Source organism: Akkermansiaceae bacterium (genome assembly GCA_019634595.1).
In the GTDB taxonomy this organism is placed as follows: domain Bacteria; phylum Verrucomicrobiota; class Verrucomicrobiia; order Verrucomicrobiales; family Akkermansiaceae; genus Luteolibacter.
Window position 1 is genome coordinate 230919 of sequence record JAHCBC010000004.1, and the last position, 14499, is coordinate 245417.

Annotated in this window: 7 protein-coding genes and 1 pseudogene; 7 read left to right on the plus strand and 1 reads right to left on the minus strand. The window is 61.5% G+C overall.

The window, feature by feature from the left end; genetic code table 11:
• The first annotated feature begins 243 nt into the window (after positions 1-243).
• The 5 genes and pseudogenes from KF712_16145 (at position 244) to KF712_16165 (ending at position 13456) form a co-directional block, all read left to right on the plus strand.
• Complete coding sequence (locus tag KF712_16145; protein ID MBX3742519.1) at positions 244-486, plus strand: type I restriction-modification system subunit M N-terminal domain-containing protein; 243 nt, start codon at positions 244-246, stop codon at positions 484-486.
• Positions 429-2777, plus strand: a pseudogene (locus tag KF712_16150) (N-6 DNA methylase). The gene KF712_16145 and the pseudogene KF712_16150 overlap by 58 nt, the downstream one beginning before the upstream one ends.
• Before the next feature lie 51 nt (positions 2778-2828).
• Positions 2829-3878 (plus strand): hypothetical protein, encoded by a 1050-nt coding sequence (locus KF712_16155; protein ID MBX3742520.1) that lies wholly within the window; start codon positions 2829-2831, stop codon positions 3876-3878.
• Between the two features lie 15 nt (positions 3879-3893).
• Positions 3894-6113: a hypothetical protein gene (locus tag KF712_16160; GenBank protein ID MBX3742521.1), complete on the plus strand. Its 2220-nt coding sequence runs from the start codon at positions 3894-3896 to the stop codon at positions 6111-6113.
• Positions 6114-6142: 29 nt separating this feature from the next.
• A complete protein-coding gene (locus KF712_16165; GenBank protein MBX3742522.1) occupies positions 6143-13456 on the plus strand; it encodes a hypothetical protein in 7314 nt (2437 codons plus the stop codon).
• On the opposite strand, the gene KF712_16170 is transcribed toward KF712_16165, so the two are convergent.
• Entirely contained in the window at positions 13424-13699 is a 276-nt protein-coding gene (locus tag KF712_16170) for a hypothetical protein (protein ID MBX3742523.1), read from the minus strand. The two genes, KF712_16165 and KF712_16170, sit on opposite strands and share 33 nt — an antisense overlap.
• A 53-nt stretch (positions 13700-13752) precedes the next feature.
• Here KF712_16170 and KF712_16175 point away from each other — a divergent pair, with 53 nt between their 5' ends.
• Together KF712_16175 and tnpB are read left to right on the plus strand one after the other, a co-directional pair.
• Positions 13753-14151, plus strand: coding sequence for a hypothetical protein (locus KF712_16175; protein ID MBX3742524.1), 399 nt, complete (start codon positions 13753-13755; stop codon positions 14149-14151).
• Entirely contained in the window at positions 14145-14498 is a 354-nt protein-coding gene (gene tnpB / locus KF712_16180) for an IS66 family insertion sequence element accessory protein TnpB (GenBank protein ID MBX3742525.1), read from the plus strand. The genes KF712_16175 and tnpB overlap by 7 nt, the downstream gene beginning before the upstream one ends.
• Position 14499: the final 1 nt, after the last annotated feature.

Genomic DNA, 14499 nt, shown 5'->3' on the forward strand with positions numbered 1-14499 from the left:
TCCTAAGAATGGCGTTGCCCGACATTCAATGAGCGGATTCAACAGTTTTCCGATCCTTGGTGATCCGTGGGCAAATTAGCCATCGACCCGCGCAGAGAAAGGATCGGAAACCTCTATATTTCTTGAAATCAAGAAGTAGCAATGAATCACCGCCACCTTGTTCAACTGAAAGTGCAGGGTAATTCCCCGCGACCTTTTCCGCTTCCGGGAGAGCCGGGCCTCCGATAGACCCATTCCCGTCACATGGCTCTCAAGAAATCCGACCTCTACTCCTCCATCTGGGCCTCCTGCGACGCGTTGCGCGGAGGCATGGATGCCAGCCAATACAAGGACTACGTCCTCTTCCTGCTGTTCATCAAATACATCACCGACAAATACGGGAACAGTGACGACTTCGCGCCTGCGGTGGTGATCCCCAAGGGGGCAATACCAAGGGCAAGACCAGCGCTTACGATCCCACCTGCGGCTCCGGGTCCCTGCTGCTGAAGGTGGCGGCGGAGGCTGGCAGGCGCATCACCCTAGAGGGCCAGGAGAAGGATGTTACCACCGCCGGTCTCGCCCGGATGAACATGATCCTGCACGACTTCCTCACCGCCACAATCCTCTCCGGCAACACGCTCGCGGACCCGAAGTTCAAGGACGGCGAGAACCTCCGTGCTTATGACTACGTGGTGGCGAATCCACCCTTCTCGGACAAGGCTTGGCTGACCGGTCTCACGCCCGCCACGGACCCCTACCAGCGCTTCGCGTGGGGCGAGCCTCCCGGGAAACAGGGAGACTATGCCTACCTCCTTCACATCCTCCGCAGCATGAAAGCCACCGGAAAGGGAGCCTGCATCCTGCCCCACGGCGTCCTCTTCCGGGGAAATGCGGAGGCTGCCATCCGCACTCACCTCGTGCGCTCCGGCATCCTCAAGGGCATCATCGGCCTGCCGGCGAATCTCTTCTACGGCACCGGCATCCCCGCCTGCATCCTCGTGCTGGACAAGGAGAACGCCGCCGCGCGCAAGGGCATCTTCATGGTGGATGCCAGCAAGGGCTTCGCCAAGGACGGGCCGAAGAACCGCCTCCGCGAGCGGGACATCCACAAGATTGTCGATGTCTTCACCCGCATGGATGAGGGGGGTGACCGCTACGCCCGCCTCGTGCCGCATGACGAGATCGCGAAGAACGACTTCAACCTTAACCTTCCTCGCTACATCGACAGCAGCGAGCCGGAAGACCTCCAGGACATCGCCGGGCACCTCTACGGCGGCATCCCCAACCGGGACATCGATGCCTTCGCAGCGGATTGGCAGGAGTATCCCGGCGTGCGCAAGGCCCTGTTCAAGCGCGGGGAGCGTTCCGGCTACTCTGCCCTGCGGGTGCCCGCAGCGGACATCGCCGCCACCATCCGACAGCACCCGGAGTTCATCACCTACCGGGACAAGGCAGTCTCCCAGTTCGACCAATGGAAAAAGGCCTTCCGCCCAAAGCTGGTGGGATTCGGCCAAGTCGATCACCCTAAGGAGCTGGCCCACCTCATCGGGGAAGGGCTGCTGCTCACCATGCAGTCCGTCTCCATCCTGGATCCTTACGCGATTTACCAGCACCTCACGGACTACTGGACCGCCACCATGCAGGATGACTGCTACCTCATCTCCGCTGATGGTTGGGTGGCGGAGCCCACCCGCATCATCGAGACGGGCAAGAACGGTAAGGTGAAGGACAAGGGCTGGACCTGCGACCTAGTGCCGAAGGCCCTCATCGTCGCCCGCTATTACGCGAAGGAACAAGCCGCCATCGAGACGCTCCAGGCAGAATTGGAATCCGCCACCGCTAGCCTCACCGATTTGGAAGAGGAGCACTGTGGCGAGGAAGGCGTGCTGGGTCAGCTTGAGAAAATCGCCAAGAGCGAGATCAACGCCCGCTTGAAGGAGATCAAGAGCGACAAGGAAGCAAAGGAAGATGCTGCCATCCTCGTTCAATGGCTCCAGCTCAATAACACCGAGTCCGAGACCAGGAAGGCCATCAGGGAAGCTGAGGCAGCGCTCGATCAACTGGCCCACGACCACTACGCGAATCTCACGCCAAAGGAGATTCATACGCTGGTCGTGGATGATAAGTGGCTGGCAACCCTTACCACCTCCGTCCACGGTGAACTTGACCGCATCTCGGAGACACTTACCGCTCGCATCCGCACCCTGGCCGAACGCTACGCCACTCCGCTCCCGGAACTGGAGGCGGAAGTCGCCACGCTTGCCGCCAAGGTGCAGAACGTCACCAAGAACGGATATTCCGTAAGTCCCAAAAAGATTTCTCCAACAACAAGCATCCAAAACTATTCTTTTGAACACTTTAAGATTTCTGATATGATGGAGTTGTGCCGAGCCCCTTGGGTCGAAGATTTGCGCCGCCAGCTAGGGGAGAAATGTCCCTTCGTCCATGGCATGCACCCTGCCCCCCCGACAAAAGACGCCCCCTTTCCGGAAGCCTCCGCCATCCACTCCTTCCATCTCATCCCCGCCACCGAGGAAGCAGCGCGCCTCTTCTGGAAGCTGGAGATCCGCGAGCAGATCCGCTCCACCCGTTCCCCGGACGGTCTCCCTCCACCCGTGTGTTTATCGGTGACAAATATATTGGAGGCTCTGATGCGCTCCGCAGCATTCTGGGGAAGGTGTCCGCACACCCACTCCTTCGGTGTTCTTTTTATGAGGCAACACGCCCGAAATACCTCGACTACCAATTATCAAATGATACGCTCCATGGATCTCCCCCAGATTGTGCAGGTTGGTTGAATCTGCCGCAAAATCCCCCCTTTATTGATGAGAATCGTAACATCATATCACGTGACCGGACATTTTGCGGCGATCTTGGTCACTGCCCATCTTGGTTGTTCGTCCGTCCACGCCGGAGCGAAAAACCCCATCAGCATGCCGGAGTCCACCAACCCGTGGAGTTTTGGTACGGGCTACGCTCCATGGTTCAATCTCAAGGCTTCCTTCTCAGGACTCGGGGGGCTGCCAGCCGCGCGCCCGTTTCCCCTGCCAGGTGCCGCCGTCCGCGAGTATGACGACGGCTTCGTCCGTCCGGACATAAGCGGCAGCGCCACCACCACCACGAACTGGAGCTACCAGAATGCCTCACAGTATGATCCGGCCGGTGGCGGCTCGCTTACCTTCTCCATCACGGATGTTCCGGGCACCGCTTCCACGCGGGAAACGGATGACGCTCTGGCCGCTTTCGAAATGTTCGCCTCACGTGACATGGGCACATTCCAACTGGGCGGCCAGGCGGTGAGCTGGGGGCTCATCGCCCGGATGAACTATGCCAATATAGGCATCCGGAGCGGCTCGACGCTGGCCCTCGATGGCCGGCGGATGACGGACACCTTCCAGCTCAATGGGGTCGTTCCGCCGCTGGCCCCCTATACCGGCAGTTTCAACGGTCCCGGCCCGCTTCTGGGAACCACTCCCGTGCAGGACACGCTGCTGGTACCGGACGGTGCGACGGTTTCCGGTTTCCGGGAGCTGGAGGCCAACCTGTTCGCCTTCAGTGCGGGACCATGGATATCATTCACCCCGTTCGAGAAATTCCACTTCCAACTGGAGGCGGGCGTGACCCTCGCCGTGATCGATGGCGATTACCGCCAGCGTTCCACCACGGCATTTGGAGGTGCCACCGCAACGTCCACCGCCCGCGGCGGGGACCGTGACGTGCTGCCCGGGTTCTATGCCGGCGGCACCGCCAGCTATGACTTCAACAGCCAGTGGTCCGGATTCGCCGGACTCCGCTACCAATACCTGGACGCCTTCGAATTGAATGCCGGTGGCTCAAGGGCATCCCTTTCGTTTTCCCAATCTTTCATCGGCGTCATCGGCGTCCGTTTCCGGTTCTGATCCCCCTTCCCTCCCATGAGACTGCTTTCCCTGATCTTTCTGCTCGCGTGGTCGTCCTGCGTCCTACAGGCGCAGAACCTGATCGCCAACGGCGACTTTGAACTCGGCAACCAGGGCTTCACCTCCGCCTACACCTATTCCGCGACCAACCTCACACCTGCGGAAACCTACGGCGTCCTGAAACTCCCGAGAGAGGCGCACTCGCTTTTCGCCAATCCCGGTGACCACACCACAGGCAACGGGTTCATGATGGTGGTGAATGGCTCCGACACCCCGCCCCAGCCCGTCGTCTGGGCCCAGGAAGTGAATGTCACTCCCGGGACGGACTACACTTTCTCCATCTGGGCCTCCAACCTCTACGGTGCGAACCCCTCCCAACTGGAGATGAGGGTCAACGGCGTGGTGCTGCCCCCCCTCGCCAATGTCCCGATCCCACTGGGCGACTGGACGAATTTCTCGCGCATCTGGAATTCGGGGGCCGCCACGACCGCCCGGCTGGAGATCGCCTTTGCCACCACCAGTTACGCGGGAAATGACACGGCGCTGGACGACTTCTCATTCTCCGCAGCTGATGGTCCCTGCCTGCAGGATGCAGATATCCCGGTCGGCTTCGAGTATCAGAAACTGTCCGCAGATGTGACGGTTCCCGGACGATCCAACCCGTTCCTCGCCGGGCATCCGGACGGCACGTACGCGAAAGCCGACAGCGCCCCGGACCATAGCCCGGTCCTCGCCACCGCGGTGACCTCCGGCGACATCCTGTCCTTTTCCGCCACAGGATCCGTCTCATATGGTGGGTCATCCAACCCCACCGCGCCCCCTGACGGAGGGGCGGTGGGGAGCAGCGCCTCGGAAGTCGGCATCGCCGGCTATACGGGAGCGAACTCGCTCCCCATCGATGCGCTGGTAGGTGTGTTCCTGACGGACGCCATCCCGGCGAATCCCGCCCCGTCCGTGATGGAGTATCCGGATGGACTGGATTTCGAGGTTCTCGCCCCTGGCAACAACCAGATCTTTTACATCGGTGATGGCCTCACCGGAAGGGGCACCGGCACGCGCCAGCAGTTCGTCGTTCCCAGCGGGGCGACGCGCCTGTTCCTCGGCACGACGGATGGCTTCGGGTGGTATAACAACAGCGGCGCGTTCGAGGTGAAGATCTGCCGCTTGCGCAATGTCGCCGCGGGATCCCGCCTGGTGCCGACGGAGATCCGTTTCGACAAACCCGCCTACACCGCCGACCAGGGCGTCCCCATCAATGGCAGCATCATCATCGATCCGGTGCCCGTGGGCGGCCTCTACAGCCAGGGCATGATCATCAATGTGAGCAACCGGGAGGGAACCGTGGCCGGTGTCATCACCCCGGTGACCAATGCGACGCTGGATCACCACGGACTCATCCTCAACTCCCCGGCGGACACCAGCACTTCCACCGGGACAGGCGGACTGAAAGGCTCCGGTCTCTTTTCCCCCGCTCTGCCCGTACTCAGCCGCAATGAGCTGGCGACCTTCACCCTGACCGGGCTACCGGCCGGACTCTACGATCTGCGGATCTCGCCGTGGAACCAACTGGGACCCACGGAGGATATCTTTGTCACAGCCTACAGTGAAACCCTGGACCCTTTCATCACCTTCGTACCTTCCACCGTGGAAATCACCGGCATGACATCCGTCCCGGAGGTCACCGTCACGGGCAACGTCACGCTCAATCCGCAGACCGGCCTGCTGGAGCAGAACCTCACGCTCACCAACACCACGGGGCAAACGCTGCACGGCTTCCGCCTGCAAGTGACCGGCCTGCCGGAAGGCGTCATCCTCTGGAACCGCCACGGCTACGAGAACGGCATCCCCTACATCGATATCTTCGGCGACATCCTTCCGGGAGCCAGCATCAACATCCTGCTGGAATACTACCGCCCCAGCCGCATCGCGGATTTCACCCCCGGATTCAACCTGTCCCCGCAGGAGGCGGAGCCCGAGCAACCCGGAGATGTCCCACCGCTCGCGCTCGACCTGCGCATCCTCCGGATCGACTCCCGCGGTCTGCTCGTGGAGTTCAAGACCCTGGCGGAGAAGCGCTACACCGTCCAATACAGCGATGATCTCAGCGTGTGGAAGGTCAGCCAGCCCTCGATCGCAGGCACCGGCGAGCGCGTCCAATGGCTCGACGCCGGGCCTCCGAAAACCGCCACCTTTCCGAACGGAACCCGCTTCTACCGCATCGTCGAATCCGACTGAGCCGCCCGTCCACCCGCCATTTTTCTGCCATGCACGCCAAATCCCTCCTCGCCTGCCTAGGCCTCACCCTCTTTCCGCTTTCCCACGGCTCAGCCCAGGATGACTCACCGCCGGCGGTCACCGCCTCCTGGATCAATGCGGGCACCCCGCAGCGTTCGATGATCCAGTCCATCGGCGTCAGGTTCGACCGGAACGTTTCCCGGATGGTCAATGCCGGCAGCCTCAAGGTGCGCAACATCGCCACCGGCAATCTGGTCGATCTTTCCGGGACCACCCTGATCTATGACCCGCGCAACAACTCCGCCAACTGGATGGTGGAGAAAGACCGCAGCGCGCTGCTTCCCGATGGCAACTACATCGCGTGGATCGAGATCGACACCATGCTGGATGGACACCGGCGGGACATGAATGCCGCCGGGGGCATCCCGGTGGATGACCATACCTTCGGCTTCCACCAATACTCCGGCGACACCGACGGGGACCGGGACGTTGATTTCCGGGATGCCTCGGTGCTGCGGGAAACCTGGCAGCAGTCGCTCGGCCAGCAGCGTTTCAAGTCATTCCTCGATTTCGACCTCACGGACTACGTCAACGAGGGTGACCGCGGCACGGTCAGCGGCAACTATTTCACGGTCCTCCCCCCCGCGCCCGCCATCCATCTTTTCCTCCGCAACGACACGGGGGACAGCACCACGGACAACAACACCGGACTCTATGCCTCCGCCTTCGGCAGCGTGGGGGCCTCGGAGGCGGTGTCCTGGCGGGCACGTCTCGGGAATGGCACTCCGGCGGATATCACCGCTCTGGTATCCATGGGGGCGGCGGCACTGGACAAAGCCTTCATCGACCAGTTGAACGGAGCCGCCCTGGTTCCCGGCTCCTACTCGCTCACCGTCGAGGCGCTCGATGCCGGAGGCGGCGTCATCGCCGCGGACACGCTGGCATTCGACTACTCCGGCCCTCCGGCTTTCCACCCCCACTTCATCACCACTCCACCTCCGGGCGTTTCGCTGGGGCAGGTCCAGGCCGCCGCGCCGCTGAACCTGTCCACCTGGAGCGTGCAACGCTGGCCGGGCAGCCAGGGAGCCGCCAACTGGGTGATCGAACCGGACGGTCTCTCCGTGGAGCAAAGGATCAACTCCGCACCATCCGCCCTCATCAGCGACCAATCGTTCCTCAACCTCCGCATCACCGGATCCTTCCGGGTGGACACCACCGGGGACGATGACTTCATGGGATTCATCTTCGGCTACCAGAACAGCAAGCAGTTCTATGTATTCGACTGGAAACAGGCGACCCAGGGATCGCTGGGCGGCACGGCGCTGCGCGGCATGTGCATCAAGCGCTTCGATGCGGGCGCCGGGAATTTCACCGAAGCGGATTTCTGGTGGTCGAATGAGAACCGCCCGAACATGACCATCCTGTCGCCTCCGAATGACATCCCGTGGGTGGACTTCCAGGAATACAGGATCACCCTGGACTTCACGCCAGGCCGCATCGTGGTGGAAGTGCGGAAAGATGACGGAACCCTGCTGGACCGCATGGAAGTGAACGACAACACGTTCACCGGCGGCAGCTTCGGCTTCTACAACTATTCCCAGGACAGTGTGATCTACAAAGGCTTCACCCAGGAAGCGCTCAACAACATCTATTTCTACGATTCCGAAGCGGTGGATCCGGATGGAGGTTCGGTCACCTATTCCATCGGCCAGGGTCCGCCGGGAGCGACCATCAATGCAACCTCCGGCTCCCTCCTGTGGCAGCCCACCACCCCCGGAACCTTTCCGTTCCGCATCGTGGCCACGGATGAAGAGGGACTCACCGGCACCCAGGAGTTCGATGTCAATGTCACGCCGGTGGACGAACCTCCCACCGTCTATATCTCAAAGACCGCGCCATCAGTCCTGCCCGGCGAGGACATTTCATTCCGGGTCATCGCCACGGATGACCAGGAAGTCCGCCGCATGCGGCTGTTCATCGACGACTTCGAAGTCCCGCTCGATGATCAGGGGGTTCACACCACCAAGTTCAGCGCCATCGGGTCCGTGGAGCTGAAGGCGGTGGCCATTGATTCCGCGGGCCAGACCTCCTCCATCACCTCCTACATCAGGGTATTGGATCCGAATGCCCCGCCGACGGAGAATCCCAATGTCGTGGTCATCTCCCCACCGGGACAGACCACCGGCAATCCATCCGATCTGCGGCCGCTGGTGTCCTTCCAGTCGCCTCTCCGCCCCGGGGACAACCCCGCCGCATTCACCGGAACCGTCACGCCGAATGGCGGCACGCTCCAGCGCTGGGTGTTCGAATGGGCCCCCGCCCGCACCGTGGATTTCTCGAACCTCAATTCGCCCGCCGTTCTCTGGCAGACGATCCAGCAAGGGACATCCCCGCTCGCGGCGCAATCCGTGGCGGTCATCACGCCTGCGAACTATCCTGACGAATTGATCGCCTTCCGCCTGCGGGCGGAAAACACCAATGGTCTGGGAGCCATGACCAGCGTGGTCCTCAACCCGCGCTCCAACAACATCTCCGGCCCCGGCAGCACCACCGGCACCGGCAACGGTGCGACGCCACTCGCCAGCTTCACCTCACCACTCTCCGTTTCCAATGATCCCACCCTCATCCGCGGGACCATCTCCGCGAATGGCGGCACCCTGCAGAGCTGGGTGCTGGACCACGCCCCGCGGAATGTGGTGGATACCGCCAATCTGCAGGACCCGGCCGTCACCTGGACCATCCTGGCGCAGGGCACCACCCCCGCCACCAACGCCCTGCTGACCACCATCGATCCCGCCAACTTCCCGAACCAGACCCAGGTGTTCCGGCTCACAGCCATCAACACCAACGGCAAAGGTCGCATCGCCACGCTGATCTACAACCCGGTGGCCAGCGGCTATGCTGGTCCGGACGGCTCCACGGGCGTGATCCCCGCGAACGCCAACCGCCCGGTGACACGCATCACCTCCCCCGTCAAAGCGGGTGATGACAGGACCACGCTGGCAGGAACCGTCAGCGCGAATGGCGGCACCCTCCTGAACTGGATCGTGGACTATGTGCCGCGCACCCTGGTCAATCCGGAGGATCTCAATGATCCCTCCGTCTCATGGACGGAACTGGCCACCGGCACCACGGAGAAAACGCAGGAAAGCCTCGCCCCACTCACCAATCCCTTGTTCCAGACCGGTCTCTGGATCATCCGCCTGCGGGCTTTCAACACGAACGGCCTGGGGTCCCTTGCCACCATCCAACTGGATACCGGTGACACCAGCATGCCCTCGGTCGCCTTCACCGCGCCCGCCGCGGAATCCAGCGTAGACTACATCACGGATGTCCGTGGCACCGTGGTGGCGGGCACCGGTAGCCTGGCATCATGGAAGCTGGAGATTGCCCCCTCCGAGGAGGTTCCCCTCACCAATCTGAACGCCAGCGCCAACTGGGTGGAGCTGGGCTCCGGGACCACGGCCACCAACGACCAGCTTCTCGGGAAGATCGATCCCACCTCCCTCCGCAACGGCTCCTACGTCCTGCGTCTGAAGGCGACGAACACGAATGGCAGGGGCATCGCGGACGGAATGATGGTCCACGTTTCCGGTGAAGCGAAGCTGGGTAACTTCCGCCTGGAGTTCGACGATCTCGTCCTTCCGCTGGCCGGCATCCCCATCCGCATCAACCGCATCTACGATACGCTGAATTCAAACCGCTCCGGCGACTTCGGCTATGGCTGGAGCCTCGGCATCGGTGACCCGGACATCCGTGAAACCGTGCCGGACACCGGAGACAGCTACTTCTTTGCCACCCCCTTCGAGATCGGCACCCGGGTATTCCTGACCACACCGGAAGGCAGGCGGGTGGGGTTCACCTTCAACGCCCGCAACCCGCGCAACCGGTTCCTGTATGTGGACTACGAGCCTTACTTCGAGCCGGATCCCGGAGTCTATGAGACGCTCACCATCGCACCCGTCGACTACGAGCGGATCGAGCTGGATGCGTCGGGCGCCGCCTACACTCCGCTCCTCCCCTTCGGATACAATCCGGAGAACTACCGGCTCACCACCAAGGACGGCCTCGTTTACGACTACAACCAGCGCACCGGACTCAAAAAGATCACCGACCGCAACAACCAGTCGGTCACGGTGTCACGGAACGCGATCACCCACAGTTCCGGCGAAAGCGTCGCCATCGCCCGCGACTCGCGCGGCAGGGTAACCTCCATCACCGCTCCCGGCGGCGCGGTCCATACCTACCGCTACGATGCCAACGGCGACCTCGTCGCCATCGACGATCCGGTCGGCGGAACCACCACCCTGACCTATCTCCGCAACCCCGCCCACTTCCTCTCCACGGTCGCCAATCCCGTGGACACGGAGCGTGGGCGCTTTACCCGCCGGGTGATCTATGAGAACGGCCGCTTCGTCCGCGTCGAAGATGCAGACGGAAATACGATCTCCAGCAACTCCGTCGCCATCAATCAGTTCGAAGGCACCCGCACCGATGCCTTGGGAAATGTCACCACCCTCCGCTATGACACCCGCGGAAATGTCGTCCAGGAAACAGACCCCGATGGCGGAACATCCTTCTTCGAATACGCCGATTCTGCGAACCCTGACAAGGAAACCGCCATCACTGACGCCAACGGCAACCGAACCGAAATCACCTACGACCCCCGTGGAAATCCGGTCTCGATTCTCGACGCCGGAGGGAACCGAAGGAACGTCGCCTACAATGATCGCAGTCAACCCACCTCGCTGACCCTGAATGACAAAGACGGGATCCAACTCTACACCATTCTCGCGGAATACGACGCGAGAGGGAACCTCGTCAAATTCGTCAACTGCTCCGGACAGACACGGACCGTCGCATACGACACCGCAGGCAGACCCATGGAAATTGTCAATTTCGATGGCTCCACCACCTTGCTCACATACGCCTCGGCCGGAGCAAGCAAACCCTCCTCGGTCATCAACGCCGAAGGGGAAACCAAACAATTCCGGTTCGATTCCGCCGGACGCATCATCGGTGCAGAAGTCGAGCCTGGCAGCGAACTCGCTTTCCGATACAATTCAAAAGGCCAACTCATCGAGCAGATCGATGGCCAGGGCGAGTCCGGCACCTTCACCTACGATGCAAACGGGAACCCCACCCGCGTCATCGACCGCTTGGGGAAAATCACCGAAATGGTTTATGACTCATCAAATCGCGTCATCAGAGAAACCAAAATCATCACCGACAACGGCAACGACTCGGACGACCTTGTCACCGCCATCGCATACGACGCCGCCGGACGCATCACCTCCGTTACCGATCCCGCCGGAAAGACCACCACCTACGACTACACCCCAGGTGGCCGCGTCTACAAAACTACCGACTCGATCGGCAGGGACACCCTCTGCTCTTACGATGGAAACGGAAATGTCACGACGATCACGGATCGCATGGGTCGCAGACGCACCTTTGAATACGATTTCCAGAATCGTGTCACCAAAGAGGAGTGGTTTGCCCCCGGAGGCACCGCGCCCATTGAAACCTTCACCTACGAATTCAATTCTTTGGGCCGTCCCCTTCGCCTCGCGGACAGCCGCACCGTCCTCAATTACGAATACAACTGCGGGAGGCTCAGCCGCCAGCACAACGCCGGCTCCATTGGGATTCCCTCGTTCGATTTTTCCCTTACCCATGGCACCGACGGACGGGTGCAAAGCATCACCGATCAGTCCGGGGCCAGCGTTTGGCGGGAATATGACTCGGAAGGCGGCTTGACCAAGCTCATCTGGTCCGGCGGCACCCTCCCCGGCAGCGCCGTTACCTACGGCCGTGACTCTCACGGATTCGTCACGGAAATCGCCCGCTTTACAGACGGACTCGCAAGCATTCCCGTATCCCGCAGCATTGTGGAGCGGGATCCTTTCGAAGGCACCGTCACCCGCATCCAGCACCTGCGCCCGGACGGAGGACTCGTCGCTCCCGGATCAAATTTCGAATTCGATCACGGTCCGGACAAACGCCTCCTGCAGCAAAACCATCAGGGGATCTCCTCCCAATACCAATATGACAACCTGGGACAACTGACCGGAGCCACCCACGGCCCTTCGGCGCTCCCGGACGAGTCCTACACCCACGACCGTCTGGGGAACCGCACGAATTCCCACAAAGGCGGCGCCACCACCGTCAACGCCCTCGGATTGGTCACCGGAAATGCATCCCGCACCTATGCCCATGATGCGGAAAACAACCTCATCACCGAGACGGACCTCACCACCGGAAACATCCGCAGATTCACCTATGATCACCGGAACCGCATCCTCTCCATCGCGTCCGAAAACAGCGGCGGCACGGTGGTTTCGTCCACCCTTTTCCGCTACGATCCCCTCGATCGCCTCATCAGCCGCACCGTCAATGGTGTGAACACCTTCACCACCTATTGGGAAAACAACCCCTGGGCGGAAACCACCCCCGACGGCACCGTCACCGCAAGGTATCTCTACGATGACACCATCGATGGCCTCCTCGCCCGCTGGACACCCGGAGAGGGCGTCGAATGGATGCTCACGGATCACCTCCGCTCCGTCCGCTACGCCACCGATGACAACGCCAACGTCACCGCCACCATCACCTACGACTCCTTCGGAAATCCGGTCACCGGAGAGGCCGATCTCATCCGCCTCCGCCACGGCTTCACCGGGCGGGAATACCTCGGTGGCGGCCTTCACCACTACCGCCGCCGGGTGCTGGACTCCTTCACCGGCCGCTTCCTCTCGGATGATCCACTCGGCTTCACCGCTCAGGATTTCAACTTCCAACGTTACGTTTTCAACGATCCCCTCGGCCTCATCGATCCCTCCGGAACGATCTCCGTATCCCTTCCCGAAGTTGGATTCGCAAGCTCCCTTCAAGTCTCGCTCGGCTCTCGAGTCCTGTTCACCATCAGCTTCAAGGCCGTCGCGGTCAACGCCGCTGTCGGTGCTGTCGCCGCACCGCTCTTGGACATCCTTTGCCTCAGCCTCACAGACGAAGGCCTCGATGGATACACCGCCGGCCGTTTCCTCAGGCAAGCCGCCATTGGAACATTCACCGGAGGAGCCGGCGGCGCATTCGGAAGCGCTATTGGCAGCGTCGCCGCCACTCCCGCGGTCTTGGGCGCTGTCAATACGATTGAAAGAATCTCCCCCACCGCCCTCAGTCTGCTTGGCAACTGGTTGATCAATATCGAATCCATGGGTGCCGCCGCCATCGCCGGACGGGTCGGCCTTCGCGCCGCCTTCACCACCCCCATGACCGTGGAAGCCGGCCTGAGTGGAGAAGGCTGCGACTCATTCTTCTACAACCTCATCGGAGGCGAATAATAACAACTCCTCACAAAACAAACAGCAAAGGTCTGGCGTGCGGCTTAAACGTCTGTAAGTGTTACGGGCTGAGCTTTCATCGTACCTCGTTGCCGAATTGTGATCGTAGGATTCCGGACGGATTTCCTCGGCCCAGCGGGTGAAGGCTTCGTTGAGCTGGCGCAGCGAGGTGATGGCGCTGAGATCGCGGACCAGGAACTGCTCGCGCACGGTGCGGAAGAACGTAAGCGTGGTCCGCAGCACCTCCTGAACACTGTTGCAGGAGCAGTATCGTTGTCGTCATAGGCATAGTGGCTATGACGACAACGAAAGAGGAAGGCGGGAAGCTGATCAGGATGGACGCCATCGGCAGGGTGAGGACCAGCGCCTCGCAGCGGGAGGCTCTGCTCGATGCTTATGGATCGAGTGGCTTGAGCGGCCCCGAGTTCGCTGCCCGGCATGGGGTCAAATACCAGACCTTCGCCACCTGGCTCCAGAAGCGGAAGCGGCGGACCGGAGGGTATCCCTCAATGGCTGCTCCTGATGGAGGATCCTTCCCCTTGCTGCTGGCGGAGGTGGAGTGCGCGGAAGGACCACCAGCATCCACCACGCCCCTTGAGGTGCGGTTGCCGGGAGGAGCCTCCATCGCCATTCATGGCGGTGCCCAGCTCGGTCTCGCCGTGGAACTCCTCCGCCAGCTCGCCCGGCCATGCTGACCTTCTCCGGCAGCCTGAAGGTATTCGTCGCCGTGGAGCCTTGTGACATGCGCCGCAGCTTCAACGGTCTGCACGACCTCGTTGCCAACAAGCTGCGGGAAGATCCGAGGAACGGAGCCATCTTCGCCTTCACCAACAAGCGCCGGACCTTGCTCAAGATCTTGTATTTCGACGGGAGCGGGCTGTGGGTTCTGGCGAAACGGCTGGAACGCGGTACGTTCTGTTGGCCGAAGGGAACCGATGTCCGCGACGGCAAACTGCGTCTCAATTCCACCGCACTGGGGTTCCTGCTGGATGGCATCGACATGCGGGACGGCTGCAAGCGCCCGTGGTATGAACTTGGATGAA